General features: G+C 69.8%; 19 protein-coding genes and 2 pseudogenes. 6 read left to right on the plus strand and 15 right to left on the minus strand.

The window, feature by feature from the left end; translation table 11 throughout:
• Window positions 1-47: 47 nt before the first annotated feature.
• A complete protein-coding gene (locus tag MQE23_RS30730; protein ID WP_243380840.1) occupies window positions 48-3,026 on the minus strand; it encodes a beta-galactosidase in 2,979 nt (992 codons plus the stop codon).
• 81 nt (window positions 3,027-3,107) lie between these two features.
• Between MQE23_RS30730 and MQE23_RS30735 the strand changes: the two genes are divergently transcribed.
• Both MQE23_RS30735 and MQE23_RS30740 read left to right on the plus strand, forming a co-directional pair.
• Entirely contained in the window at window positions 3,108-3,566 is a 459-nt protein-coding gene (locus tag MQE23_RS30735; RefSeq protein ID WP_020272842.1) for an Rrf2 family transcriptional regulator, read from the plus strand.
• 366 nt (window positions 3,567-3,932) lie between these two features.
• On the plus strand, window positions 3,933-4,586 hold the full coding sequence (locus tag MQE23_RS30740) for a DUF4360 domain-containing protein (RefSeq protein WP_020272843.1): 654 nt from the start codon (window positions 3,933-3,935) through the stop codon (window positions 4,584-4,586).
• Between the two features lie 50 nt (window positions 4,587-4,636).
• On the opposite strand, the pseudogene MQE23_RS30745 reads toward MQE23_RS30740, so the two are convergent.
• Both MQE23_RS30745 and MQE23_RS30750 read right to left on the minus strand, forming a co-directional pair.
• Window positions 4,637-4,969, minus strand: a pseudogene (locus tag MQE23_RS30745) (alpha/beta hydrolase); the annotation flags it as partial.
• Between the two features lie 59 nt (window positions 4,970-5,028).
• Window positions 5,029-5,484: pseudogene (locus MQE23_RS30750) on the minus strand (protocatechuate dioxygenase); the annotation flags it as partial.
• Between the two features lie 309 nt (window positions 5,485-5,793).
• Here MQE23_RS30750 and MQE23_RS30755 point away from each other — a divergent pair.
• Window positions 5,794-6,774: an arabinan endo-1,5-alpha-L-arabinosidase gene (locus MQE23_RS30755; protein ID WP_243380841.1), complete on the plus strand. Its 981-nt coding sequence runs from the start codon at window positions 5,794-5,796 to the stop codon at window positions 6,772-6,774.
• Entirely contained in the window at window positions 6,756-8,195 is a 1,440-nt protein-coding gene (locus MQE23_RS30760) for a family 43 glycosylhydrolase (protein WP_020272846.1), read from the plus strand. The genes MQE23_RS30755 and MQE23_RS30760 overlap by 19 nt, the downstream gene beginning before the upstream one ends.
• Window positions 8,196-8,289: 94 nt before the next feature.
• Here MQE23_RS30760 and MQE23_RS30765 read toward each other — a convergent pair whose 3' ends face one another.
• The 10 genes from MQE23_RS30765 to MQE23_RS30810 form a co-directional block, all read right to left on the minus strand.
• Complete coding sequence (locus tag MQE23_RS30765; RefSeq protein ID WP_243380842.1) at window positions 8,290-10,041, minus strand: histidinol-phosphate transaminase; 1,752 nt, start codon at window positions 10,039-10,041, stop codon at window positions 8,290-8,292.
• A 162-nt stretch (window positions 10,042-10,203) separates the two neighbouring features.
• The gene (locus MQE23_RS30770) at window positions 10,204-11,352 is read right to left on the minus strand and encodes an aldose epimerase family protein (protein ID WP_243380843.1); all 1,149 of its coding nucleotides are present in this window, start codon (window positions 11,350-11,352) and stop codon (window positions 10,204-10,206) included.
• A 56-nt stretch (window positions 11,353-11,408) separates the two neighbouring features.
• Window positions 11,409-12,653 carry a multiple monosaccharide ABC transporter permease gene (gene mmsB, locus MQE23_RS30775; RefSeq protein ID WP_020272849.1) on the minus strand — a complete coding sequence of 415 codons (1,245 nt, stop codon included), beginning with the start codon at window positions 12,651-12,653 and terminating at the stop codon, window positions 11,409-11,411.
• The gene (gene mmsA, locus MQE23_RS30780) at window positions 12,650-14,200 is read right to left on the minus strand and encodes a multiple monosaccharide ABC transporter ATP-binding protein (protein WP_020272850.1); all 1,551 of its coding nucleotides are present in this window, start codon (window positions 14,198-14,200) and stop codon (window positions 12,650-12,652) included. Before mmsA ends, mmsB begins: the two co-directional genes overlap by 4 nt.
• A gap of 32 nt (window positions 14,201-14,232) precedes the next feature.
• Window positions 14,233-15,345 (minus strand): multiple monosaccharide ABC transporter substrate-binding protein, encoded by a 1,113-nt coding sequence (gene chvE / locus MQE23_RS30785; protein WP_347710149.1) that lies wholly within the window; start codon window positions 15,343-15,345, stop codon window positions 14,233-14,235.
• 143 nt (window positions 15,346-15,488) lie between these two features.
• Complete coding sequence (locus MQE23_RS30790; RefSeq protein WP_020272852.1) at window positions 15,489-16,457, minus strand: hypothetical protein; 969 nt, start codon at window positions 16,455-16,457, stop codon at window positions 15,489-15,491.
• 111 nt (window positions 16,458-16,568) lie between these two features.
• Window positions 16,569-17,573, minus strand: a complete 1,005-nt coding sequence (locus MQE23_RS30795; protein ID WP_020272853.1) for an alcohol dehydrogenase catalytic domain-containing protein — start codon at window positions 17,571-17,573, stop codon at window positions 16,569-16,571.
• 61 nt (window positions 17,574-17,634) lie between these two features.
• Entirely contained in the window at window positions 17,635-18,798 is a 1,164-nt protein-coding gene (locus tag MQE23_RS30800) for a mandelate racemase/muconate lactonizing enzyme family protein (protein ID WP_037669401.1), read from the minus strand.
• Between the two features lie 308 nt (window positions 18,799-19,106).
• On the minus strand, window positions 19,107-19,400 hold the full coding sequence (locus tag MQE23_RS30805; RefSeq protein ID WP_243380844.1) for a hypothetical protein: 294 nt from the start codon (window positions 19,398-19,400) through the stop codon (window positions 19,107-19,109).
• 663 nt (window positions 19,401-20,063) lie between these two features.
• The gene (locus MQE23_RS30810) at window positions 20,064-20,510 is read right to left on the minus strand and encodes a MarR family transcriptional regulator (RefSeq protein WP_020272857.1); all 447 of its coding nucleotides are present in this window, start codon (window positions 20,508-20,510) and stop codon (window positions 20,064-20,066) included.
• Between the two features lie 95 nt (window positions 20,511-20,605).
• Here MQE23_RS30810 and MQE23_RS30815 point away from each other — a divergent pair, with 95 nt between their 5' ends.
• On the plus strand, window positions 20,606-21,628 hold the full coding sequence (locus tag MQE23_RS30815; protein WP_020272858.1) for an NADP-dependent oxidoreductase: 1,023 nt from the start codon (window positions 20,606-20,608) through the stop codon (window positions 21,626-21,628).
• Window positions 21,629-21,722: 94 nt separating this feature from the next.
• The gene (locus MQE23_RS30820; RefSeq protein WP_020272860.1) at window positions 21,723-22,142 is read left to right on the plus strand and encodes an organic hydroperoxide resistance protein; all 420 of its coding nucleotides are present in this window, start codon (window positions 21,723-21,725) and stop codon (window positions 22,140-22,142) included.
• Window positions 22,143-22,210: 68 nt separating this feature from the next.
• Here the strand turns inward: MQE23_RS30820 and MQE23_RS30825 are convergent, their stop codons facing one another.
• A complete protein-coding gene (locus MQE23_RS30825; RefSeq protein WP_020272861.1) occupies window positions 22,211-23,356 on the minus strand; it encodes a serine hydrolase domain-containing protein in 1,146 nt (381 codons plus the stop codon).
• Entirely contained in the window at window positions 23,353-25,926 is a 2,574-nt protein-coding gene (locus MQE23_RS30830) for a M14 family zinc carboxypeptidase (RefSeq protein ID WP_243380845.1), read from the minus strand. Before MQE23_RS30830 ends, MQE23_RS30825 begins: the two co-directional genes overlap by 4 nt.
• Window positions 25,927-26,059: the final 133 nt, after the last annotated feature.

Genomic DNA, 26,059 nt, shown 5'->3' on the forward strand with positions numbered 1-26,059 from the left:
GAACCAGCCTGCCGGAGAAGGCAATGCACACGGACGGCTCGATCCGGTCACACCGGTGTGACCGGCACTCCTCCCGCCGCCGCGCCCAGCAGGGTCAGCCGCGCCTCCCCGGGCCCCGACGGTGTGGTCCCGTCGGACAACACCGCCAACGCCAGTGTGTTGGCACCACGTGTGCGGAGGATCCCGTTCGGCAGCACGAACGTGTGCTGCGGACCTACGTCGTTGATGTACTGGCCCATGTTCCAGCCGTTGAGGAAGATCTGGACGCGGTAGGCCCGCTCCGGGTCGTCGTCGAGGACGAGCCCGATGGAGGCGTCGACGCCGGGCTCGACGTCGAGCCGGAAGTCCGTCCGGTACCAGGTGACGCCCTGCCGCCGGTCGGCACGCGGCAGTTCGGCGTCCTTCCAGTCCCCGTCGTCGTACTCCGGCAGATGCCAGCCCTCGCGCTCCCCGTAGAGCCCGCCGTTGTTCATCGGTCCGCGCACGGGATCGGGGGCCGACGCGCCCTGGATCCGCCAGGTCACCTTCGGGGAGGCGCCCTCGAAGGTGACGGCGGTCAGCCCGCGCGCCGCCTTGTGCGTGTCGCGCGCCGTGCCGTCCATGTCGTGCTGCATCCGCCGGACGAGCACGGACAGCACGTGCCGGTCGCCACGGTCGCGGCCGTCCTCGCGGAACCTCTTCCGCAGGTCCTCCGGCAGGTCGAAGGTGGCCTTCGCCGTCCAAGTGCCCTGCCGCGCCCGGTCCTTGTCCGGCACCGGCATCCGGTGCGTGCCCAGCGGCTTGCCGTCCAGCCAGGCCATCAGCAGGCCCTGCGTGCCCGTGCTGTAGTCGAGGGTCACGGACTCCAGGCCGCGTCCGTCCGTCCACTCGCCCCGGTACCAGACGTCGCCGTAGTGGAAGCCGTAGTCGTCGGCGAACAGGACGGGCTGCCCGTCGGGTACGGGCGTCGTGCTGAACGATGTCTTCTTGTCGGCCGCCGTCCAGCCGGAGTCGTCGAAGCCGGGGTCGGCCTCCGGGTTCTCGGTCCGCCGCCGCCAGCCGTCGAGGGCGGGCAGGGCCGGCCGGGTCACGCCGGGCAGCGGGCGCAGCGCCAGCAGACTGCCGGAGGCGCTGATCCGGGTGGGCACCGGGCGCCCGTTCCACGTGACATGGGTGATCCCGCGCGGCCCCCACACCTCCAGGCCGGTCTGCGCGGTGGTGTCGCCGGTGAGGTGGACCGTGGAGCCGCGCAGCGTGGCCGACCGCAGCAGCGCCGGGCCGTAGACGAGGAGCGGGCCGGACGGCGTCTCGTACGGCCACAGCCTGAGGGCCGTCGCGTCGTCGGCGAACAGCAGCAGCATCGTCGTGTCCACGCCGTCGCCCTCGACGCGCACCCGGCTCAGCCCGCCGGCGCCGAGCGGAGCGGTGACGTTGAGCTTGCCGAGGTTCCAGGACCACGCGGGCTCCGCGTCCAGCCGCATGGGCGTCGGCTCGTCCGCGCAGTCCAGGACGACCTGCGCCAGATCGCCCCGCCGGCCCGCGAACACCGCGATCTCCTGCCGCCCGGCGGTCAGGCTCAGCATCGGCTGCACGGTGGCGTGCACCAGCGTCCGCTTCCCGAGCTTCAGCCCGGCGGCGATCAGCTTGGCGTCCCGGGCCGGGACCGTGACCGGCACGTCGATCCCGGCGTCCGGCAGTGTCGAGGTGACCGCCTTCTCGGAGTCGTTGCGCAGGACGTAGAAGTGGGCGCCGGTGTCGGGGTTGGCCAGGTGGTAGACCTTGATCCGCTCGTCGGTGGCCCGTACGGCCTTCGCCCGGTCCAGCCTGGCGAGGTCCGGCACGTACCGCAGCAACTGCCCGATCTGGTGCATCGGGGCGAGCTTGGGTGTGGCGTTGCGGGCCTCGTCGAACGCCGCGCCGTAGTCGTAGGAGGTGTAGACGACCGGAGCGGGCAGCCAGCCCCAGGAGGTGCCGCCGTACGTCATGTAGACGTTGTGCAGCGTGATGCCGTTGGCGAGGTTGGTGAGGTAGAAGCGCCGCTCGTACGCCGCGTCCCGGGTCCGGCGGGCCTCGGCGTAGCCCTTCCCGTCGAACCAGGACCCGCCCCACGGGTCGAACCAGCCCCCGCCGAACTCGGGCACGAACCCGGGCGTGCGCGGACTGGCCGTGGCCCCGCCCTTCACCCCGCCGGTCCCGAAGTGCCCCCAGTCGGGCGGCACCTCGTCCGGCTCCGGATACCCGTCGAACCCGTACAGCCAGCGCCCCTTCTCACCGCCGGTGCCGAACGACCCCGGGACCCAGTCCCCGTTCCCCCCCTTGTCGTTGTGGAACAGCGGCACGTCGATGCCGTCGGCGCGGACCTTCTCGTACAGGTAGGACATGTAGGCGCGCCCGGTCGGCTCGTCGACGTGCGCGTCGTACTCGTTCTCGATCTGGTACAGCAGGACCGTGCCGGTGCCCCGGGTGAACAGGCGCTTGGCGACGATGGCGTTGACGGCGGTCAGCCACTCGTCGACGTACCGCAGATACGTCGGGTCGGAGGTGCGGGCCGTGCCCTCGGTCGCGGTCAGCCAGCCGGGGAAGCCGCCGGCGTCGACCTCGGCGTTGATGTACGGGCCGGGCCGCAGGATCACGTACAGACCGGTCTCGGCGGCCATGCGAAGGAACAGGTCCAGGTCCCGCACACCGGTGAAGTCGTACCGGCCGGGGGCGGGGGAGTGGTGGTTCCAGGCGACGTACACGCTGACGGCGTTGTAGCCGTGGGCACGCATCTTCTCCAGCATGTCCCGCCACAGGGACGGGCTCGGCAGCCGGAAGGGGTGCAGCTCGCCCGACCAGAGGACGAGGCGCCGGCCGTCGACCAGCAGCGAGTACCGGTCGAAGCCGACCTCGTGCCGCCTGCCGTCGGCGCTCGGCACCGGGGGCGGCGGGCCCGTGGGCACGGTCCGTGCCGGGTTGGCGGAGGTCGGCGACCCGCTGCCGGTCAGCGCGAAGCCGAGCGCCGCCGTGCCGGCGAGAGCGTGGAAGGTACGCCTGCTGAGCTCCAAGGGAGCGCCTCCTGTTGTGCTGCCGTGCCGTACGTGGTGCTGGTGGGTCATTGTCTACGGGCCGACCGCGACAATGGTCGTATGAGGATCTCGGCACGTGCGGACTACGCGGTACGAGCGGTCGTGGAACTGGCCGTCCGGCAGGGCGAAGGGCCGGTCAAGGCGGAGGCCGTCGCCACCGCGCAGGACATCCCCCACAAGTTCCTGGAGGGGATCCTCGGCGATCTGCGCCGCGGTGGTGTCGTCGACAGCCGGCGCGGCGGGGGCGGCGGTTACCGGCTGGCCCGGGAGGCTGCGGAGATCACGGTCGCGGACGTGATCCGGGCCGTGGACGGACCGATCGTCTCGGTGCGCGGCGAGCGTCCGACCGGCCTCGCCTACTCCGGCACGGCCGAGCCGCTGCTGCCGCTGTGGATCGCCCTGCGGGCCAATGTGCGCAGGATCCTGGAGGGCGTGACGATCGCCGACCTCGCGGCCGGCGCGCTGCCCGAGCCGGTGGAGCGGCTGGCGGCGGAGCCGGCGGCCTGGGAGAACCCGTAGCGGGCCGTGGCCCGGGAGAACCCGTGACGGGCCGCGTCCGCGGGGGAGCCGGTGGGTGATCCTCATCGCGTCCTCGGGGTGTCCTGGTCTGACGCACTGCTAACGCACCTTATGCGCCCCCCGGTACTGCTGGTGCCGACGGGGCCCGCGTGGACGGGCCGCGCGCCCCTTCCCCTGGTGTGATCCCGCCACTGTGAATGGCCGGAGACCGCCCTGGCCGACCCCCTCAGCCCTGCGTACGATGCGACCGCTCCCGGCCTTCACAGCTCCTCCATGGAATGGTCACAGGTCGGGCGCGCATGCGCTGTCGTCTTGACATGCTCATGTCTATTCGTGTTCCACCCCCCACGAACGGATGGGAGAACCATGGCCGGTGGCCTGCTCCTGAGCGGCGCGGTAGCCGCGCTCCTCACCAGCGCACTCCCCGCACAATCCCCGTCCTCCGGGTTCGTCGACCCGCCCCCGGACAAGATCGTCATCAAGGTCGCCACGGTGAACGGCTCCGGCTGTCCGCAGGGCACGGCGGCGGTCGCCGTCTCCGAGGACAACACGGCGTTCACGGTCACCTACAGCGACTACCTCGCTCAGGCCGGCGGGGGCTCCGACCCGACCGCGTTCCGCAGGAACTGCCAGCTCAGCCTGATCGTCCACGTGCCCCAGGGCTTCACCTACGCCATCGCCAGCGCCGACTACCGGGGCTTCGCCTCACTCCAGCGCGGCGCGAGCGGCTCCCAGCGAGCCTCGTACTACTTCCAGGGCTCGCCCAGCACGGTGTCCAGGAACCATCCCTTCAGCGGCCCCTACAACGACAACTGGCAGGCCACCGACGAGACGGACTGGGCCCAACTGGTCTACGCGCCCTGCGGAGTCCAGCGCAACTTCAACATCAACACCGAGCTCCGGGTCAACGCCGGTACGCAGTCGGCCGACAAGGTCAGCTTCATGACGATGGACTCGACGGACGGGGACATCAGCACGGTGTACCACATGGCGTGGAAGGAGTGCCCGGGGAAGTCCTGACGGGATGAGGGGCGGCTCACCGGGGCGTTGGGCCGGGTGGGCCGCCCAGGTCATGCGCTGTTGCCCAGCTGTCGGGCGAAGCGGCGGACCGCATCGCGGAAGGCGACCGGATCGTCGAAGTTCGCGAGATGCCGGGCTCCCGGGATCAGCTCGACGCGGGCGTGCGGATGCGCCCGGGCGAACTCCGCCTCGCCGGACCGGAAGACGCCGTCCTTCTCACCGTTCAGGATGAGCACCGGAGCCGCCACAAGACGCATCGCGTCCGCGTCGAAACGCCCCAGTACCTCGCCCCAGGCGGCGGACAGGGTGTGAAAGGCGTAACCGGACCGGATCGTGGCCTCGACGACCTCGGCGGGATACATCCTGCGCAGCAACCGGTCGTTCCCCGGCGGAACGGGACCCGTGCCCCGGCAGGTCGACGGCGACCACGGGGAACTCGCCTGCCGAGCTGGGTGAGCGTGAGGAGGCCTGATGCCGCGCCCCCGTCGTCGTAGATCGAGTCCTGGGCGAGGGTGGTCCGGGGGACCGTGTTGACGGCGTACTGGGGGAGCGACGCGACCCTCCTCGTGATCGTCTCGTTGAAGAAGAGCTGGCCTGTGTGGAGTTCCTGACCGCCGGTGAAGGAGCCGTCGGGGGTCAGGGTCACGTCCGTGTGGACCTTGATGTGGATGTGGACACAGCGGCCCTGGTACCAGCCGGGGCAGGCCGAGGTGATCTTCGCGATGCTGTTGGAGCCGGTGAGGACGCCCCCGCGCAGGAACGTGCCGTTGTCGGGTTCGTCGTGGCCGTTGTCGCCCACGAAGCCGGAGTACTCGCCGAGCGCGTCGGCGTGCCAGATCTCGACCAGGGACTTGTCCTCGCTGATGTCGGAGCGGAACGCCGTGCCGTCCTGATGGTGACCGGCGCCACCGCCGCCACCCTGGCGGTCGGCGCCGCCGCCAGGACAGACGCCGACCCCACCACCCCCGTGGCCTCCGCAGCCGCGGCTGGGAGTGGTTGCTGTCAGAGGACTGTGTGTTCGGCAAAGTGATGTGCCGTCAAGGGCTTTGCCGGTCGGGCCGTGTGGGGTGTGAGCTGCTCCCGGCCGGTCACAGTTGTTGCTGCGCGGACCATTGACGCGCAAGACGTTCGATTCTACGGTCCGTTCGAACTTGCGATCGCTGTTCGAAATGTCGGCCAGTGTCACCCCCACCGCAAGGAGGACCGTATGAGCCGCTCCATCCTGCGCAGGAGAACCGCCCTGCTCGCCCTCCCCGCCGCAGCCCTGCTCGCCCTGATGCCGAGTGCGGCGTCCGCGTATCCCAACCCCGGCCGGGTCACCGGTGACATCGTCACCCACGACCCGTCGATGCTCCGCACCTCGTCCGGTCAGTACCTGCTCTACGCGACCGGCGGCGGCATCGCCAGCAAATCGTCCGGTGACCGCACGGCCTTCCGCAACGGCGGCGACGCCTTCTCCAGCCGGCCCGGCTGGTGGCGGAACTACTCCTCCGTCCCGGAGGCCTGGGCGCCGGACATCTCGTACCACGGCGGCAAGTACCTGATGTACTACTCCGTCTCGAAGTTCGGCTCGAACACGTCCGCCATCGGCCTCGCGACCTCCAGCACCGGCCAGCCGGGCAGCTGGACCGACCAGGGCACGGTCTACACGTCGAACTCCGCCAGCGACTTCAACGCCATCGACCCGAACCTCTTCGTGAACGACGACGGCAAGTGGTGGCTGTCCTTCGGCAGTTGGTGGACCGGGATCAAGATGATCCAGATCAACCCCGCCACCGGGAAGCAGCTCTCCTCCAACACCACCCGCTACTCACTCGCCTCCCGCCCCACCGGGACCAAGGCCGTCGAGGCGCCCTTCATAGTCAAACGGGGCGGGTACTACTACCTCTTCGCCTCGTACGACACCTGCTGTGCCGGCACCAGCTCGACGTACAAGGTGAAGGTCGGGCGGGCCTCCAGTGTCACCGGGCCGTACCGCGACAGGAACGGCGTCGACCTGATGAACAACGGCGGCACGCCCGTCCTGGAGTCGCACGGCAGCGTCATCGGCCCGGGCGGCCAGTCGATCCTGAAGGACACCGACGGCGACCTGATCGTCTACCACTACTACGACGGCAACGACAACGGCACGCCCAAGCTCGGCGTCAACCTCCTGAACTGGAGCAGCGGATGGCCCGTCGCCTACTGACCCTGCTGGCCGTCCTGCTGCTCGCCCTCACCCTCGGCCAGCCCACCGCGAGCGCCGCCTCGTTCGCCAACCCGGTCAAGTCCGTCAAGGGCGCCGACCCCTGGATCTCCTACCACGACGGCAACTACTACCTGGTGACGACCAGTTGGACCGACGTGATCACCATCCGCAAGTCCGCCACCCTCGCCGGGCTCTCCACCGCGCCCAGCGTGCAGGTGTGGAAGGGCGACGCCGCCTCCCGGTGCTGCAACATCTGGGCACCTGAGCTGCACTTCGTGGGCGGCCGCTGGTACCTGTACTACGTCGCCGGGCAGAACGTGTCCGACTACAACCCCACGCAGCGCAGCCACGTGCTGGAGAGCGCCGGCTCCGACCCCATGGGCCCCTACACCTACAAGGGGCAGCTCAACTCCGCCTGGATGCTGGACCCGAGCCTGATGAACGTGGGCGGCCGGCTGTACATGCTGGGCAGCGCGATCACCACCGGCGGGACGCAGAACCTCGTCATCGCGCCGATGTCCAACCCGTACACCGTCAGCGGCTCCTACTCGACGATCTCGACACCGACGCACGCCTGGGAGCGGCAGGGCGGCACCGTCAACGAGGGCGCGGAGGTGCTGCAACGCGGCGGCCGGACCTTCCTGATCTACTCCGCGAGCGGCTGCTGGACGCCCGACTACAAACTCGGGCAACTGGAGCTGACCGGCTCCAACCCGCTGTCCGCATCCTCCTGGACGAAGAAGTCCACGCCCGTCTTCCAGCGCAGTGACGCCAGCGGGGTGTACGGGCCCGGCCACAACGGCTTCTTCACCTCACCCGACGGCCGCGAGAACTGGATCGTCTACCACGCCAACGACTCCGCGTCCGAGGGCTGCGACAACGGCCGTACGACCCGGGCGCAGAAGTTCACCTGGAACTCGGACGGCACCCCGAATTTCGGCACGCCGGTCCGGTTGGGAGCTTCCCTGCCAGGACCCTCGGGTGAGCCGTCCGCCGTCTCGACGACCTACACGGTCACCAACCGCAACAGCGGCAAGTGCCTGGACGTGGCGGGCAGTTCGTCGGCCGACGGTGCCAACGTCGTGCAGTACACCTGCAACGGCGGAACCAACCAGCGCTGGCGCCTGGAGGACCTGGGCGACGACACCCACCGCCTGGTGAACGCCGCCACCGGCAAGGTCCTCGACACGGCAGACTGCTCGACCGCCGACGGCGCGGACCTCCGCCAGTGGTCCTGGCTGAACAACACCTGCCAGCGGTACCAGTTCCTCGCCACGGACGGCGGCTACGTCCGCATCGTCAACAAGGCCACGGGCAAAGTAGCCGACGTGGCGAACTGCGCGACTACGGACAGTGCGGACGTACGCCAGTGGTCATGGCTCAACAACGCCTGCCAACAGTGGAGGCTGAACCCGGTTTAGCGTGATCGGCCCTTCAGGGGCGCGGGGAACTGCGCGACGAGCCACAACGGACCCGCACCCGCCGCGCACCGAAACCGCCTACGGCGAGGGGGCACTACCCGGCCTGCCCCATCCCCGCCGCGTTGGGCCACGCCTGCGCCCCCGGCCACCCGGTCGCCGGCGCAGGCGAAAGCCCATTCGTCCCTCTGACCTGCGCCGCCGTCAGCCCACCCCGCGCGGGAACCCCCGGCGGCGTGGGCCCGGTGGCGGCCGGCATGGGAGCCGGTGCAGGTGCCGGGACCGGAGCCGGTGTCTGTGCCACAGGGGCCAGTGGCGGCGCCGGCGCGGCCATGGGCTGGGGCGCCGGCTGAGGCGCAGGCTGGGGCACAGACTGCGGGACAGGCTGTGGGACGGACTGAGGCATCTGCTGCTGCCCCATCTGCCCGAAGTGCACACCCTGCCCGGTCTGTCCACCCTGCCCGACCTGCGCCGCCGCCGGCATCGGCATCCCGCCGCCCGGCCCGGCGGGCACGGCACCCGCCGGCACGGCGGACGCGGCGGCGGGGAGCGGCATACCGGTGCCGGCGGCAGCCGGAGCGACGGCGGGCCCTGGAGCGCCACCGCCGGTGGCCTGCGCGGCAAGGCCCCGCATACCGGATCCGTTGGTCTCGCTCACCAGACGGTCCACTGCCGCCGTACCCGAGCTGTAGCTGGTCCCATTGCCCAGCTCGGGTACGGCGGCTCCCCTCCTGGACGTCCCGTAGAGCACCTGTTCCAGGCCGGACACCAGGCGACGCACGTCCACCTGGGGGCGCACGACGAGACGCAGGAAGCGGCTGGACGAACCGATCTTGTTGCCGCACTCGCGGACCAGGATCCGGTGCTCGGTGAGCATCCGGTCCCGGACCACGGTGCCCTCGGCGCCCACGGGGAGGCGCACGAAGAGGAAGTTGCCCTGCGACGGGTAGACCGTCAGCCCGGGAAGGGAGGACAGCTGGCTGGCCATGTCGAGCCGGTCGCGCCGGACCTGCTGGAGGCTCTGCGCGTACTCGGCGCCGTGCTCCTTGAGCATGAAGACGACATGCTCGGCGAAGGAGTTGAGGTTCCACTTGGGCAGCATGGAGCGGACCCGCCCGGCGAGCGCGGGGTTGGCGACCAGGTAGCCGAAGCGGATGCCGTGCAGGCCGAAGTTCTTGCCGAGGCTGCGCAGCACGATGACGTTGGGCCGCAGCATCGCCTCCTGCACGACACTCGGCTCGGCCTCGGCGTCCGCGAACTCCAGGAACGATTCGTCGATGACGACCAGGTCGAGGTCGGCCATGGCGTCCATGAACTGCACGATGGCGTGCTTGTGCAGGAAGCCGCCGTCGGGGTTGTTGGGGTTGCAGATGACGGCGACGCGCGTGCCCCGGGCACGGATGAACTCGGCGTACTGCGCGAGGTCGAGGGCGAACCCGCTGGACTCCTGGAGCGGGAACATGTCGACCCGCTTGCCGGTCTCCATGGGCTGGTCGGTCCAGCGGCCGAAGGTGGGGACGGGGATGGCGAGGGACTCGCGGACGAGCAGGTGGTCGATCCAGGTGATGAGCTCGGTGGAGCCGTTGCCCATCGCCACGCACTGCGGCGGCAGCTGGAGCAGGCTGCACAGCTCGGCCGTGATGGTGTCCGCGCTGCTCGGGTAGTACGTGATGATGTCGCGGAGTCTGGCCGACATGTCGTCGAACATGGCCGGGGTGGGGAAGTACGGGTTGCAGGGGATACAGAAGTCCACCGGTCCCGCACCTTCGCCGCCCTCACGTGTCAACGCCGCCATCGACGGGCTGTGCGCCGCGGTGCTGCGGAACAGCGACGTGACGTTGTCGGCCATGGAACCTCCGTATAGGGCGGATCCGCTGGGGACGACCGGATCCGACGTTTGAGGACGGCCCGCGCGGGGGAGCGCGGGCCGCCCTTACATACGGAGGCTTCGGTGGCGCTGTTCAACCACTGAGGGTTCCCTCAGAAAATTGTGTGCCACCTGTGAAGACGATCAGCAGCCGAACGTGTGGACCGTCGTCGTCCGGTACGTCTGCCCGGGCCGCAGGACCGTCGACGGGAACGACGGCTTGTTCGGCGAGTCCGGGAAGTGCTGCGTCTCCAGGCAGAGCGCGTCACCCTGCCGGTAGGTGCGGCCGGACGGGCCGGTCAGCGTGCCGTCGAGGAAGTTGCCGGAGTAGAACTGCAGGCCCGGCTCGTTCGTGGCTATCTTCAGGCTGCGGCCGGAGGCGGGGTCGCGCAGGGTGGCGACGTGCTCGGGCCGGGCGGTGATGCCCTTGTCGAGGACCCAGTTGTGGTCGAAGCCCTTGGCGGTGACCAGCTGGGGGTGCGAGGTGCGGATGTCCCGGCCGATCGCCTTGGCACGGGTGAAGTCGAAGGGCGTGCCCACGACCTTCGCCAGCTCGCCCGTCGGGATCAGACCCGAGTCGGTGGGCGTGAAGCGGGAGGCCGCGATCTGCAGCTCGTGGTCCTCGATCGTGCCGCTGCCCTCGCCGGCCAGGTTCCAGTAGACGTGGCTGGTGAGGTTGACGACGGTGGCCTTGTCCGTGGTGGCCTCGTAGTCGATGCGCCAGTCGCCGTGCCGGGTGAGCGTGTACGTCACCTTCGTCTTGAGCGTGCCCGGGTAGCCCATCTCGCCGTCGACGCTCGTGTAGTACAGGTACAGGCCGACGTCGGAGCCCTTGGTGAACGGCTCGACGTCCCACACGCGCTTGTCGAAGCCCTTGGCGCCGCCGTGCAGGCTCTGCTCGCCGTCGTTCACGGAGAGCTGGTAGTTCTTGCCGTCGAGGGTGAACTTGCCCTTGCCGATCCGGTTGCCGTAGCGGCCGATCAGCGCGCCGAAGTACGGGCTCTTGGCGACGTAGTCCTCGATGTTGTCGAAGCCCGCGGAGACGTTGGCGTAGCGGCCGCGGCGGTCGGGGATCTCCAGCGACTGGACGATGCCGCCGTAGGAGAGGACCTTCAGGCGGGTGCCGCCGTTCTCCAGCGACCAGCTGTAGACCTTGGTGCCGTCAGCGAGCTTGCCGAAGAGCTTCTTCACCGGCTTCCTGCCTCCCGTGGCGTGCGCCGTGCCGCCGAGCGTGGTGGCGGCCATTCCCGCCGCCGCGGCTCCCGCGATGACCGTGCGTCTGTTCAGTTCCATGCGTGCGGCTCCCGATAAGGAGAGGGCCCCGCCTTCCGGCGGGGCCCCGATCTGACTTACGAACCGACCTTGCGCTTGTTCCACACGTCGAACCCGACCGCCGCCAGAAGCACGAGGCCCTTGATGACCTGCTGCCAGTCGGTGCCGATGCCGACGAGGTTCATACCGTTGTTCAGCACGCCCAGGACCAGGCCACCGATGATCGCGCCGAGGACGGTGCCGACACCGCCGCTCATCGACGCGCCGCCGATGAACGAGGCCGCGATCGCCTCCAGCTCGAAGTTGAGGCCGGCCTTGGGAGAGGCCGCGTTGAAGCGGGCGGCGAAGACCAGACCCGCCAGGGCCGCGAGCATGCCCATGTTCAGGAAGACCAGGAAGGTGACCTTCTTGTCCTTCACGCCCGACAGCTTGGCCGCGGGCAGGTTGCCGCCGATGGCGTAGATGTGGCGGCCGATGATCGCGTTGCGCATGACGTAGCCGAAGCCGACGAGCAGCACACCAAGGATCAGCAGGACGATCGGGGCGCCCTTGTAGCTGGCCAGCAGCATGGTCAGGGTCAGCACGGCGGCGCCGATCGCGACCAGCTTCAGCAGGAACAGCTTGACGGGCGGGACGTCCAGGTTGAACTCCTGCTGCCGCCTGCGGTCCCGGACCTCCTGGAAGATCACGAAGGCGATCATCGCGAAGCCCAGCAGCAGCGTGAGGTTGTGGTAGTTGGTGTTCGGACCGACCTCGGGCAGGAACCCGTTGGCGACCTTCTGCAGCCCGTCCGGGAACGGGCCGAGCGTCTGGCCCTCCAGGAAGATCTCGGTCAGACCGCGGAAGATCAGCATGCCCGCCAGGGTCACGATGAACGACGGTATGCCGCCGTACGCGATGAAGAACCCTTGGATGGCACCCGCGGCCGCGCCCACGGCCAGGCACAGCACCACGGCGATCGGCCAGGAAATATCCTGTTTGACCATGAACACGGCGGCCATCGAGCCCACGAACGCCGTCAGCGAGCCGACCGACAGGTCGATGTGGCCCGCGATGATGACCAGCATCATGCCGATCGCGAGGATCAGGATGTAGCTGTTCTGCAGGACCAGGTTGGAGACGTTGCGCGGCAGCAGCAGGTCGCCGTCGGTCCACACGGCGAACAGCACCACGATCAGGCCGAGCGCGAACAGCATGCCGTACTGCCGCATGTTGCGACGCATGCCGTCCAGCATCAGCTGCAGCAGTCCGCCGCCGGTGGCCGTCCCTCCCTTGCCGGGCGGCGCGGGGGCCGGCGTCTTGGCGGTCACGTCCGTGCTCATCGGGTTACCTCTTTGTCCTTCGTCATCTGACGCATCAGCGATTCCTGTGAGGCCTCGGCCCGCGAGAACTCACCGGTCAGCCGCCCGGCGGCCATCGTGTAGATGCGGTCGCACATGCCGAGCAGTTCGGGCAGCTCGGAGGAGATGAAGACGACCGCCTTGCCCTGGGCGGCCAGCTGGTCGATGACCGTGTAGATCTCGTACTTGGCCCCGACGTCGATCCCGCGCGTCGGCTCGTCCAGGATCAGCACCTCCGGGCCGGAGAAGATCCACTTGCTGAGGACGACCTTCTGCTGGTTGCCGCCGGACAGCTTCCCCACCGGCTCGAAGACGGTCGGCGCCTTGATGTTCATGGACTTGCGGAAGCCCTCGGCGACCTGCCGCTCCTCGTGCTCGTCGACCACACCGCGCTTGGCGACCTTGCTCAGGGCGGTCAGCGAGATGTTCCGGTTGATGGTGTCGATGAGGTTGAGGCCGTAGTGCTTGCGGTCCTCGGTGACGTACGCGATCCCGTGCTTGACCGCCTCGGGGACGGACTTCGTACGGATCTCCTTGCCGTCCCTGAGAACCGTGCCGCCCGCGTACCGGCCGTACGTCCGCCCGAAGACGCTCATCGCGAGTTCGGTGCGGCCGGCGCCCATCAGGCCCGCGATGCCGACGATCTCGCCGCGCCGGACCTGGAGGGACACGTCGTCGACGACCTTGCGCTGCTGGTCGATCGGGTGGAACACGGTCCAGCCCCGGATCTCCAGGGCGGGCGCCACGCCCTGCTCGGGCTCGTGCGGCGACCGCTCCGGGAAGCGGTGCTCCAGGTCGCGGCCGACCATGCCGCTGATGATCCGGTCCTCGGTGGTCTCCGGCGCCTTCACATCGAGGGTCTCGATGGTCTGGCCGTCGCGGAGGATCGTCACCGAGTCGGCGACCTTGCGGATCTCGTTGAGCTTGTGGGAGATGATGATCGAGGTGATGCCCTGCTTCTTCAACTCCAGGATCAGGTCCAGGAGTTTGTCGCTGTCCTCGTCGTTCAGGGCCGCGGTCGGCTCATCCAGGATGAGCAGCTTCACCTTCTTCGACAGGGCCTTCGCGATCTCCACGAGCTGCTGCTTGCCCACGCCGATGTCGGCGACGCGGGTGTCCGGGTGGTCGGTCAGGCCGACCCGGCGCAGCAGTTCCGTGGCGTGCCGCAGGGTCTCGGTCCAGCTGATGATCCCCCGCGTGGCGTGCTCGTTGCCGAGGAAGATGTTCTCCGCGAGGGAGAGGTAGGGCACCAGGGCCAGTTCCTGGTGGATGATCACGATGCCGCGCTCTTCGCTGGCCCGGATGTCCTTGAACTGGCAGACCTCACCCTCGAAGAGAATGTCTCCCTCGTAGGTGCCGTGCGGGTGGACGCCGGAGAGGACCTTCATCAGGGTCGACTTGCCGGCGCCGTTCTCGCCGCAGATGGCGTGGACCTCGCCCTGCCGGACGGTCAGGGTGACGTCCGACAGCGCCTTGACGCCGGGAAAGGTCTTGACGATCGAGCGCATTTCCAGGACGGGTCCCGCCATGGTCGTGCCTTCCAATCAGAGTGAGCCGGCGGTTACTTGAGGTCGCTTGCCTTGATGTAGCCGGAGTCGACGACTTCCTTCTGGTAGTTGGTCTTGTCGACGGCGACCGGCTCGAGCAGGTAGGCCGGGACGACCTTCGCGCCGTTGTCGTAGGTCTTGGTGTCGTTGACCTCGGGCTTCTTGTCGTTCAGCAGCGCGTCGACCATGTTCGAGGCGACCTTGGCGAGCTGGCGGGTGTCCTTGTAGACGGTCATCGACTGCTGGTCGGCGATGATCGACTTCACCGAGGCGAGCTCGGCGTCCTGGCCGGTGACGATCGGCAGCGGCTTGCTCTTGGAGCCGTAGTCGTCCGACTTCAGCGCCGAGAGGATGCCGATGGAGATGCCGTCGTAGGGGGAGAGGACCGCGTCGACCCGCTCGCTCTTGTAGGCCGAGGTCAGGATGTCGTCCATGCGCTTCTGGGCGGTGCCGCCGTCCCAGCGCAGGGTCGTGACCTGGTTCAGCTTGGTCTGGCCGGAGCGGACGACGAGCTGCTTCTTGTCGATGTAGGGCTGCAGGACGTTCATCGCGCCCTGGAAGAAGTAGCGGGTGTTGTTGTCGTCGTTGGAGCCGGCGAACAGCTCGATGTTGAACGGGCCCTTCTTGGAGCCGTCCTTCAGGCCGAGCTTCTCGACGATGTAGGTGCCCTGGAGCTCGCCGACCTTCTCGTTGTCGAAGGACGCGTAGTAGTCGACGTTCTTCGTGCCGAGGATCAGGCGGTCGTAGGAGATGACCGGGATGTTGGCGTCCTTGGCCTGCTGGAGCACGTTGTTCATCGACTTGTTGTCGATGGCGGCGACGATCAGCGCCTTCACACCCTGGGTGATCAGGTTCTCGACCTGTGAGACCTGCTGGTCCGGGTCGTCCTCGCCGTAGACCAGCTGGGTCTTGTAGCCCTTGGACTCCAGGTCCTTCTTGACGTTGTTGCCGTCGGCGATCCAGCGCTCGGAGGACTTGGTCGGCATCGCGATGCCGATGGTGCCGCCCTTGGCGCTGTCTCCGCTCTCCTCGCTGCCACCTTCGCTGTTCTGGCCGCAGGCGGACAGGGTCAGGGCGAGGGACGCGGCTCCGGCTATGGCGGCGAGAGCGGCTCTGCGGTTACGCATGATCATCATCCTTGATGTGTGGGTGCAGGGCTCGGTCTGGAGGCGCGAAGTCGCTCCGGAGGGTCGGGCCGGAAAGACCGAGAAGAGATGTGTCGGATTGTGGTCGGCTGTGTCTTCTTTTGTGAAGGCGAGTAGCCGGAACGTTATGACGAGATTTCGAACCGTTGCAGATCGCCCGGCAGCCGTGACCCGAGCGGCGCCATGTCGCCGTCGGCGCCGTGGCGGGCCAGGAGATCCAGAGCGAGGCGGCCGCGCCGCACGCGTTCCTTGGCCGTGGCCAGGGTCAGCTCCCGCATGTGGTGCCCGTAGGGGTAGATCCCGGGCGCCTTGGAGAGGCCGAACTTCAGGTAGAGCGGCGCGCCCCGCCTGATGAGCTCGGCGACCTCGTACATCCGGACGTAGCCGCCGAGGTCGTCGGGGGCCTCGATGTACATGTCCATCGGAGCGCCCGACACCCGGCGGATCTCGGTGAGGTGATCGAGCGTCAGGTCACTGGGCACGTTGATCGAGTCGCCGCCCAGCTTCTCGTACACCGCGTACGCCGCCGGGTTGACGGGCCCGATGAGCGCGCTCACCTTGAGCGTCGTGTCGGCCGGGATGATGCCGGCGGCTCTCGCCCGGTGCAGCGTCCACAGCACGCCCTCGTCGGCGACGAGGAGGCACTTGACGCCCAACTCCGTGGCCCGGACGGCGTCTTCGACGCATCCGGCGACGGCGTCGTGGCCGCGGGCTCTGAGGCCCGCGCCGCGCGAGTCGGTACGCGTGGAGCCGCCGATGTCCCACGTGCCGCGCGGGCCGGTGAACAGACAGAGCTCGATGTCGCGTTCGGCCGTCGCCTCGACCATCTCGGTGATCTCGGCGTCGGTCAGCATCCACACGCCGCTGCCCTGGCTGATCCGGTGGATCGGCACGTCCAGCCGCGAGGCCTCCTTCAGGACCACCGCCAGCGCCTCGGGCCCCTCGCACGAGGGGATCTCGGTGCGCCAGCGGCCGCCGCCGGGGAAGGAGTGCGGCGAGGCGTCGGCGGGGTCGAGGGCGGGCGCGCTCAGGCCCAGCGTGGTGAGCGCCTGCTCACCGGGCCTGCGGGCTGCCGTGGCGGAAGCGTCGGTCACAGGAAAGTCCTTCGGTTCGATATTTCGGACGAGGTTCGCGGCTCTGGGTATGACAAGGCTGGGAGTACGCCGGTACGGGAGCCGTCAGGTTGCCCCCGTACCGGCGTACGTCTAGGGGCGGAGCAACACCTTGCCCACCTTCGGATCGCCGGCTCCCACCAACTCGATGGCCTGCGAGAACTCGGCGAGCGGCAGCTCGTGCGTCACCAGCGGCAGCGGGTCGAGCAGCCCGGCGGCGAACACCCGCACCGTGTGCGCCCAGGCGTCCGGCGGAGCACCGAAGACGGTGTGCACCTCCAGCTGCCGTACGACGAGATCGGTCGGGTCGAGACCGTCGGCGCCCGGCGCCGGGATCCCGGTCAGGACCAGCCGGCCGCCGCGCCGGAGCAGGGCGGCGGAGATCCGGGCGGCGTCCGCGGACCCGGCCGTCTCGATCACCACGTCGAAGTCGTCCGGGAGGTCCTGGTCCTTCGTCCGGAAGTCCGTCGCGCCGTACTGCCGCGACAGCGCCTCACGGTCCCGGCGGGTGCCGACGACCAGCAGCTCGGCGGGCGAGTTCGCCTTGAGGAACTGCACGGCGAACATGCCGAGCGTGCCGGTGCCGACCACGGCGACGCGCTCGCCGGGCTGTGCGTTCCCCTTCAGCGCGGCGGCAGCGATGCACGCGGCCGGCTCCAGGAGGGCCGCGGCCGTGAGGTCGCAGTCGTCCGGAAGGGCGTGCAGGAGACGGGCGGGGAGCGTCAGCGTGGCCGCCATCGCGCCCGGCTGGGTGAACCCGGTCTCCTCGTACCCGGCCGTGCACAGGGTCGTGTCGCCCGCGTGGCAGCGGTCGCAGACCTGGCAGTTGCGGAAGCCCTCACCGACGACCTTGCGGCCGACCAGGGACCCGGGGACACCGGCGCCCACGGCCTCGACGGTCCCGGACCACTCGTGGCCCGGGGTGAGCGGGTAGCGGACGTAGCCCTCGGGGCGGTTGCCCTGGTAGACCTCGCGGTCGCTGCCGCAGATGCCGGAGGCGTGGACACGGACGAGCGCCTCGCCGGCCTCGGGCTGCCGGGGCTCGTGCGGGACGAGACGGTGCTCGCCCGGGGCGTCGATCACTACGGCGGTGCTCACGTCGCTCCTGGGAGTTTCGAAGCTTTCGGTTGCCGGTTCCGGGTTTCCGGGGGCGGGACGGTCACTGGGCGCCCTTGGGCTTGCGCTGCTCCCAGCCCTCCGCCCACAGGTCGAAGCGGGCCTGCTGCTGCGGGAACTCGGCGGCGGCGTCGACGTCCAGCTCCACGCCCAGGCCCGGGGCGTCGGAGAGGTGGAAGCAGCCGTCCTCCGGGTTCACCTGCGGCGCGCCCTTCACGACCTTCTTGATCTCCGCGTCCGCGAAGTCGTTGAAGTGCTCGAGGATCTTGAAGTTCGGGGAGGTGAAGCCGACCTGGAGGGAGGCGGCGGTCAGCACCGGGCCGCCGACGTTGTGCGGGGCCACCAGCATGTAGTGGGTCTCGGCCGTCGCCGCGAGCTTCCGGGTCTCCCAGATTCCACCGATATGGCCGACGTCCGGCTGGATGATGTCCACGGCCTGGCTCTCGAACAGCTCGCGGAACTCGATCCGGTCGTGGATGCGCTCGCCGGTGGCGACCGGCATGTCGACCTTGGCGGCCACCTTCTCCAGGGCCTTGAGGTTCTCCGGCGGGACCGGCTCCTCCAGCCACGCCGGCTTGAACGGCGCGAGCTCCTTGGCCAGGCGTACGGCCGTGGCGGGGGAGAAGCGGCCGTGCATCTCCAGCATCAGCTCGGCCTCGGGGCCGATGGCGTCCCGGACCGCCTCGATCAGGGAGACGGCGTACAGGGTCTGCTGGTGGTCCAGCTCGAAGTGCCCGGTGCCGAAGGGGTCGATCTTGAGCGCCCGGTAGCCGCGCTCCATGACCCCCTGGGCCGCCTTGTGGTACGCCTCCGGGGTGCGCTCCGTGGTGTACCAGCCGTTGGCGTACGCCTTGACCTTGTCGGTGACCTTGCCGCCCAGCAGCTGCCAGACCGGGACGCCCAGGGCCTTGCCCTTGATGTCCCAGCAGGCCATCTCGATCACGGCGATGCCGGACATCACGATCTCGCCGGCGCGGCCGTAGTCGCCGTACTTCATCCGCTTGACGAGGTCCTCGACAGCGAAGGGGTCGGAGCCGAGAATGTGGTTGACCTCAGCCTCCTTCAGGTAACCGAGGAGAGCGTCGGTGTGTCCCAGCATCCGGGTCTCGCCGACTCCGGTGATCCCCTCGTCGGTGTGCACCTGGACGTACGTCAGGTTGCGCCACGGCGTCCCGACCACGTGTGTGCTGATTCCGGTGATGCGCACGGCGGTTTTCCCTCGCAGCTTCGTCGGCTCGGTTCTGTCAGTCGCTCAGTTCGACGTGTTCGAGATTTCGGCACACGTTCGAAATGCTGGCGTGACAGTAAAGACGGGGCGGTGGGGGTGTCAATGGGTCGCGCGCATAACGGTTTCGACAGTTTCGAAACCATGGGGGCGGCGTGTCCCTACAGAACCTTCACAGCAGGATCTAGGAACGTGACCGGCGCGGAACTTAATCTTCCCGCGTCATGGACTACTGCGACCCGTGCCGACGGCACCTCAACGGCGCGCTCGCCTGCCCGGGGTGTGGCACCTCAGCCGATGCGCTGCGCTGGCGTGAGCCGGAATACGGCGGGTATGACGCCGTTCCTGAGGGCGGGGCTGGCGGGGAGGGCGTGCCTGACGTGCATGACGTGCGCGACGGGTCTGGTGAGCCCGATGAGGCGGACAGCCACCATGGTGAACACGGCGACGACGGTGCGCCGTTGGGGCGTGCCGCTCGGCGGCGCGGACGTGGACGCGGGCGCGAGCACGGGCCGGTCGGTGAAGGTCCGGGTGAGGGGCCGGGCGGTGGGACGAGCCGGCGGGACCGGAAGGCCGCGGCGCATCGCCGGCGGCGGCGCCGGACGCTGTTCGTCGCGGCGGGGTTCGTGCTGGCGGCGGGTGGGCTGAGCCTCGCCGAGCTCGGCATGGACGCGCCCAAGTCGACGCCGAAGCCGGCGGCGGCGGGAGGTGAGTCGGCGGACGGCGACGCGTCGGCGGAGGCGGGGGAGACGGGCGGCCAGGGCGAAGGAGCCCGGGCTGAGGAAGCATCAGGATCCCCTTCGCCCAGCGTGTCTGAGTCCCCGTCGGCTTCCAAGTCCCCGAAGGCCGACAAGTCCGAGGACGCGAAGGACGACGAGACGCCGAAGGGATCCGACCCGACGTCGGCGGACACGCCCCCCGCCCGCCCGACGTCGGCCCCGACGACAGACCGGCCGGACCCGGCCCCGACCCGAACCACGGCCCCGACGACCGCACCCCCCAGGCCGGAACCGTCCCCCTCGGAGACCTGCAATCGCTTCCTGTGGTGGTGCGCGTAGCGCCTGACGCCGGGGGGTGGGTCGGCGGGTGCGGGCGCCTCGGCTTAGCTGCGGGCAGTCGTGCCTCCCCCAGTGCCTTAAGGGCCTGGGAGGTGCCCCCAGGCGGCACGGGTGGGCGCAGCGGCACCCCGCTCCGCCGGGCTGCGGACCCACCCGGCCTCAGCCGCTACGCCGAGCACCCCGCAAAACTCAGCCCAGCATCCCCCGCAACGCATCCCGCAGAGCCACCCTCTCCCCCTCGGAAAGCCCGGCCAACGGCTCCCGAGCGAACCGCAGCGACTCCCGCAGACTCCGGGCCACCCGCCGCCCCTCACCCGTCGCCGCCGCCACCTTCACCCTGCGGTCCGCAGGATCCGGCCGCCGCTCCACCAGCCCCCGCGCCTCCAGCCGGTCCACGATCCCCGTGACGTTCGACGGCTCGCACTTCAACCGCCGGGCCAGCTTCCGCATCGGCAGCGGCTCAAGGCACAGCAGGCTCAGCAACCGCGCCTGCGCCCCGGTCAGCGCATGCTCCGCCGCCGCCTCCTCGTAGTCCTCGTGGAACCGCGCCACGACCTCCCCGATGAGCTCGACGACCTCAAGGGTCAGCGGATCGGGGCGGTGGCTGTTCTGGGAGGTGGATGTGGTGGAGGCCATGGAATCGAGGGTACCCGGTTATTTGACAACCTGAAATTTTCAGGAGCATGGTTGTTTCAGGTACTGAAACATTCGAGTCAGTGGAAAGGCGCACCATGACCGACACCCCCACCCTCCCCGCCGTCAGCCGCGAGTGGCACCTGGTCAGCCGCCCCGTCGGCTGGCCGAAGCCCGAGGACTTCGCCTTCGTCGAGGCGGAGATCCCGCAGCCGGGTGAAGGTCAGGTCCTCGTGCGGAACAAGTACCTCTCCGTGGACCCGTACATGCGCGGCCGTATGAGCGACGCGAAGTCCTACGTCGCCCCGTTCGAGCTCGGCAAGGTCATGCAGGGCGGTGCCGTCGGCGAGGTCGTCGCCTCCAACGCTGAGGGGCTGGCCGTCGGCGATCACGTACTGCACTTCCTCGGCTGGCGCGAGTACGCCGTCGTGGCCGCGAAGAACGCCGTGAAGGTGGACCCGGACGCCGCGCCGCTGTCGACGTACCTCGGCGTGCTGGGCATGACCGGCCTCACCGCCTACGCGGGGCTGCTGCGCACCGCCGCCTTCAAGGAGGGCGACACCGTCTTCGTGTCCGGTGCCGCCGGCGCCGTGGGCGGCCAGGTCGGGCAGATCGCCCGGCTGAAGGGTGCCTCGCGGGTCATCGGGTCCGCCGGGTCGGAGGAGAAGGTGAAGCTGCTCGTCGACGAGTACGGCTTCGACGCCGCCTTCAACTACAAGGACGGCCCGGTGGGCAAGCAGCTGCGTGACGCGGCTCCCGACGGGATCGACGTGTACTTCGACAATGTCGGTGGTGACCACCTGGAGGCCGCTCTCGGGGCGCTCAACGAGGGCGGGCGGATCGCCGTCTGCGGGATGATCTCCGTCTACAACAACACCGAGCCCGTTCCCGGCCCGAAGAACCTCTCCCGGCTGATCGCGACCCGTGGCCGGATGGAGGGCTTCCTCGTGAGCGACCACTACGACCTTCAGCCGCAGTTCGTGCAGGAGGTCGCCCCCTGGGTCGCCTCCGGTGAGCTGAAGTACCGGGAGACCGTCGTCGAGGGCATCGAGAACAACCTCGAGGCGTTCCTGGGTGTGCTGCGCGGTGACAACACCGGGAAGATGATCGTCAAGCTCTGACACCTTCTGATGGTTTCCGGTATGCGGTAAGTTTTTTCCGAATCCGCTCGGCCCGGGCGCGAGCCGCGGCGGACGACCGAAGGAACACAACCGCATGCCCATCCAGCAGTCCGACGTCCTGTACACCGCCGTCGCCACCGCCGAGAACGGGCGCGACGGACGGGTCGCCACCGACGACGGCAAGCTCGACGTCGTCGTCAACCCGCCGAAGGAGATGGGCGGCAGTGGCGCCGGGACCAATCCGGAGCAGCTGTTCGCCGCCGGCTACAGCGCCTGTTTCCAGGGGGCTCTCGGCGTCGTCGCACGTCAGGAGGGGGCCGACCTCACCGGGTCGACGGTCACCGCCAAGGTCGGCCTCGGGAAGAACGGGGACGGGTTCGGGATCATCGTGGAGATCTCCGCCGACATTCCCAAGGTGGACCGGGGCACCGCGCGGTCGCTCGTCGAGAGGGCCCACGACGTGTGTCCCTACTCGAAGGCGACTCGCGGGAACATCACCGTGACGCTGGTCTGACGACAGTCGTTGCGTACGCGGAGGCCGCACCCTTGGACGTGGGGTGCGGCCTTCGCCCGTGCCAGGACTCAGAGGGCGAGCGCCGCCGTGTGGATCGCCTGCGCCAGGCGGTCGTTCTCCGGGGCCGCGCCGCCCGGGAAGGCGAAACGGCGGCGCGTGTAGCCGTACGCCAGACCGCTCCACGGGTCCGCGAAGGCCTGCGAGCCGCCCGCGCCGCTGTGCCCGATCGTCCCGGCGCCGAGGAACGGGTGCGCCACGTCGGCCGTCATCTGGAAGCCGAGGCCGAACGCCCTGTGGGCACGTGACACCAGGTCGTAGCCGACCGAGTGGATCTGGCCGAACTCCGCCACCGTGTCCGGCTTCAGCAGCGGTGCCTGCTCGCCCACCTCGCTGATCGCCGCCGCGTACATCCCGGCCAGGCCCCGCGCGGACGCCACTGCGCCCACCGAGGCCGGGCCCTTGGCGCGCACCAGCGGCATGTTGGGCAGCGAGGCGAGGTCGGTGGGTTCCGTGGCGTGGCGGTTGAAGGCGATCGAGGCGAGCGTGTGCGGGCCCGTGGGCGTGGCGTCGAGGACGGCCTGCTGGGCCGGGGTCGGGGCCATCGGCTGGGTGGTGCGGAAGCGCGGCTCGTGGGGCGCGGGCAGGCCGAGGTGGAAGTCCAGGGCGTACGGGGTGCGGATCCGCTCCTGGTAGACCTCCTGGAGCGTGCGGCCCGTCGCGCGCCGCACGACCTCGCCGACCAGGGCGCCGCTGACCATCGCGTGATAGCCGAACGCCGTGCCGGGGCGCCAGAACGGCCGCTGGTCGGCGAGACGTTCGGCGAGCTGGCGGTCGTCGGCCAGCTCCGCGAGGGTGAAGCCGGTGTCCGTGCCGACCACGCCCGCCCGGTGCGCGAGCAGGTCGCGCAGGGTCAGGGTGCCCTTGCCCTCGGCCGAGAACTCCGGCCAGTAGTACGTCACCTTGCGGTCCAGTTCGAGCGTGCCGTCCTGGACGAGGAGGGCGACGACCAGGTAGGCGGCACCCTTGGTGGACGAGAACACGCCGTAGAGGGCGTCCGCCTCGGTCCCCGCCCACAGGTCGACGACCTTGCGGCCGTGGACGTAGGCGCACAGCTGGCCCTCGTAGTCGGGGCGCTCCCCGGCCACGAACGCGGCGAACTCCTCGCGCACCCCCTGGAAGCCGTCGGCCACCGTGCCGTGGATCTCCTGCGTCATCCGCTCTCCTCAACTGAACCGCTGTGTGCCACTGTGAACAATGCCCTCGCCACCTGCGGGAATTCCCCCTTGGGATGGTCCCGGAAGAGAGGTTCGGTGCCGAACAGGACCGTCCGGCCGCCGCTGACCACGGAGGCTTGTCCCGCTGCCGCCGCGGGGCCGCCGGTGCCGTCCCGGAGCGGGCGCCAGTGTCCGGAGACGAGCGGATTCCCGATCGCGTACGACTGCTCCACCCGCACTGAGGGGCCGAGGTCGGTGAACCACAGCGGGGCGTAGACGAAGGCGTGCGCGGGAGCGTCGTGCGTGAGGCGTCCCGTGTTCTGCGTTCTCACGACGCCGTTGGCGTCCGTGTTGCCCTCGACCGGCCGGACGGCCAGCCGGTCCGCCGCCGCGTTCAGGGCCGCTCCCGTCGCGCCCCGGCCGACCAGGCCGTGGTCTTCGAGGAAGGCGGCAAGAGCGCTGCGGGCGGGGGCGGTCAGGGCGGCGTGGTCCAGGCCGGCGGACACGAACAGCACGTCCGTGCCGGACCAGTCGAAGCCCGCGTTCAGCGCGGCCGTCGAGACCGGCGTGACGTCGAAGTCCATCTCCCGCAGGGCGAACAGCTCGCCGGGCGAGACGGCGGCGGCGACCCGGATGCGGCGCAGGGGCGTGCCGCCGGTGAACCGCGTGGCCGCGAAGGAGACGTCGTGGGCTCGGGCGGCCGCGACCGCCTCGCGGCGGGCCGACGCCGGGACGATCGCGCTGCCGTCCGGCCCCCGGCGTACCGGAACGCCTTGCCGGAGGAGGGAATTGAGGGCCGCGATCTCGCGCGGGTCGGTCAGGCGCAGGCGGAGGTCGCCATGAGCGGGCACACGGGCGACCGGCGTGGCCTCGGCGACCGGGCGCAGGGGCGCGCCCCGCAGGCTGCCCGACGTCACCCGTTCGACCGTGGCGCCCCACAGGCGGCCCAGGCTCCAGCCCGAGATGTCGTACATCACCGACACCTTGCCGCTGATGTCCCGCCCGTCGGCCAGCAGCACGTTCGCCATGCCGCGCTTGGGCTGGTGCAGGTCGACGACGTACGAGCCCTCGGGATACGTCCGTCCGGCGAGCCGGAAGGGGCGGGTGGCGCGGGTGACGCGGACGTCGTTGGCGAGGAGGTGGTCGACGAGGCGGGCCGCCGCCGGGGCCGACCGCTGGGTGCGGGAGTCACCGGGCGGGATGACGTAGGCGCGCGGGAACGTGGTCGTGTAGACGTCCTCCGGGCCGATGCCGGGGACGCCGGGGACCGTCCGCGGTGACACCGGTACCTGTGGGGCGCCGGCCGCGCCGCGGCGGAAGACCTCGATCTGGTCGGCGACGAGCGAGGTGCGGTGCTCCCGGACGTGGTTCAGGGCCGCGCGGATCGCCGCGCCCGCCACGGCCGTGTTGACCGCCGAGCGGCGGCGCAGCTCCGGGACGGGCAGTTCGTCGTACTCCTCGTTGTTCACCGCCAGCGGGATCTCCACCGTGTGCGCGGCGACCGTGCCGTGGAAGGCCGCGTACTGCGGGGTGAAGATCGGCGGCCAGTCGTCCCAGCCCTCCTCCTGGTCGCGGAACGGGATCTGGGCCGGTTCGACGCCGTCCTTCGCGGGCGTGTAGCCGAGGGCGTTGACGGCGGACTCCATGCCGAGGGCGTTGGCGTAGCTGTTCTTCAGGAAGAGGTCGTACTCGTAGTTCTCGCCGTGCGGGGGCGTGGTGGGCTCGATGAGGGTGCCGTTGACGTAGCCGTGCAGGTCGAGCAGGACGGCCGGCTGCTTGTCGAGCTCGATCTGCCGCATCGCGCGGGTCTCGGGCTGGGAGGCGGTGACGAAGTCGCGGTTCAGGTCGAAGCCGTTCGCGTTGGCGCGGGTGCCGGCGATACGGCCGTCCGGGTTGGCCGTGATGTTGAAGTACAGGCGGCTGTGCGCCAGGAGGTCGCGGGTCCTGGCGTCCTTGGCGGTCGCGAGCTGCTCGACGATCTTCAGGGAGGCGTCCGTGCCCTCCCACTCGTTGCCGTGGATGTTGCTGTTGACGAAGACCGGGGTCTTGTAATTCCGTTTGATGTCCGGGGACTTGGCCGCGGTCGCGGGCGCGTTCTCGATCAGCTCGCGCATGCGCTCCTGGGCGCGGGCCTGGCGGGTGGTCTCCGGGGCGGTCACGGTGACGAGGTAGAGGCGGTGGCCACCGGCCGAGCGGCCGGTCACCTCCACGCTGACCCGGTCGCCGAGGCGTTGCAGGGCGTTCAGCTTCGGAGCGATCGCGTGATACGGAGTGAGGCCCAGCTTCAGGGACTTGTCGCCCGGGTTCCCCGGGTCGGGGGAGAGGACCCGGCGGCGGGGATATCCGCGGGTGGTCGTGCCGGTGGAGGCTTCTTCGGGTGCGGCCAGGGCCCGCCGGGCCGCGCTCGCGGGAGCCTCGGCCGCGCGGTCGTCCAGGGCGGCGCCCTCGCGGGTGACGGGCTTCGGGTCCGCGCTTGCCGCGTCGGGGCCGAGCAGGAGCGAACCCGCCGTGGCGAGGGTGAGGGTGACGATCAGTACAGGTCTCGCAGGAACGGTTCTCGTGGTGCGCACGCGTACCTCCTCCGGGGCTTCCTGAGATCGGTACGGCGAGGTGTACCGGTTCGACTCAACGGCAACAAGGCCGCCTTGGTGTCACCGGTGACCCGTACGGCCCTGTCGGGGAGTGGCGTGGCCTGCCCCGATA

The sequence above is a fragment of the Streptomyces sp. HP-A2021 genome (genome assembly GCF_022807935.1).
GTDB classification, from domain to species: domain Bacteria; phylum Actinomycetota; class Actinomycetes; order Streptomycetales; family Streptomycetaceae; genus Streptomyces; species Streptomyces afghaniensis.

Excerpts from the sequence above, each read along its gene's own strand:
- chvE (WP_347710149.1), bottom strand. The coding sequence starts at position 15,345 with ATGCGTAACCGCAGAGCCGCTCTCGCCGCCATAGCCGGAGCCGCGTCC.
- MQE23_RS30740 (WP_020272843.1), top strand. The coding sequence starts at position 3,933 with ATGGCCGGTGGCCTGCTCCTGAGCGGCGCGGTAGCCGCGCTCCTCACC.
- MQE23_RS30770 (WP_243380843.1), bottom strand. The coding sequence starts at position 11,352 with ATGGAACTGAACAGACGCACGGTCATCGCGGGAGCCGCGGCGGCGGGA.
- MQE23_RS30765 (WP_243380842.1), bottom strand. The coding sequence starts at position 10,041 with ATGGCCGACAACGTCACGTCGCTGTTCCGCAGCACCGCGGCGCACAGC.
- mmsA (WP_020272850.1), bottom strand. The coding sequence starts at position 14,200 with ATGGCGGGACCCGTCCTGGAAATGCGCTCGATCGTCAAGACCTTTCCC.
- MQE23_RS30820 (WP_020272860.1), top strand. The coding sequence starts at position 21,723 with ATGCCCATCCAGCAGTCCGACGTCCTGTACACCGCCGTCGCCACCGCC.
- MQE23_RS30815 (WP_020272858.1), top strand. The coding sequence starts at position 20,606 with ATGACCGACACCCCCACCCTCCCCGCCGTCAGCCGCGAGTGGCACCTG.
- mmsB (WP_020272849.1), bottom strand. The coding sequence starts at position 12,653 with ATGAGCACGGACGTGACCGCCAAGACGCCGGCCCCCGCGCCGCCCGGC.
- MQE23_RS30805 (WP_243380844.1), bottom strand. The coding sequence starts at position 19,400 with ATGCGCCGCGGCCTTCCGGTCCCGCCGGCTCGTCCCACCGCCCGGCCC.
- MQE23_RS30755 (WP_243380841.1), top strand. The coding sequence starts at position 5,794 with ATGAGCCGCTCCATCCTGCGCAGGAGAACCGCCCTGCTCGCCCTCCCC.
- MQE23_RS30810 (WP_020272857.1), bottom strand. The coding sequence starts at position 20,510 with ATGGCCTCCACCACATCCACCTCCCAGAACAGCCACCGCCCCGATCCG.
- MQE23_RS30735 (WP_020272842.1), top strand. The coding sequence starts at position 3,108 with ATGAGGATCTCGGCACGTGCGGACTACGCGGTACGAGCGGTCGTGGAA.
- MQE23_RS30825 (WP_020272861.1), bottom strand. The coding sequence starts at position 23,356 with ATGACGCAGGAGATCCACGGCACGGTGGCCGACGGCTTCCAGGGGGTG.
- MQE23_RS30760 (WP_020272846.1), top strand. The coding sequence starts at position 6,756 with ATGGCCCGTCGCCTACTGACCCTGCTGGCCGTCCTGCTGCTCGCCCTC.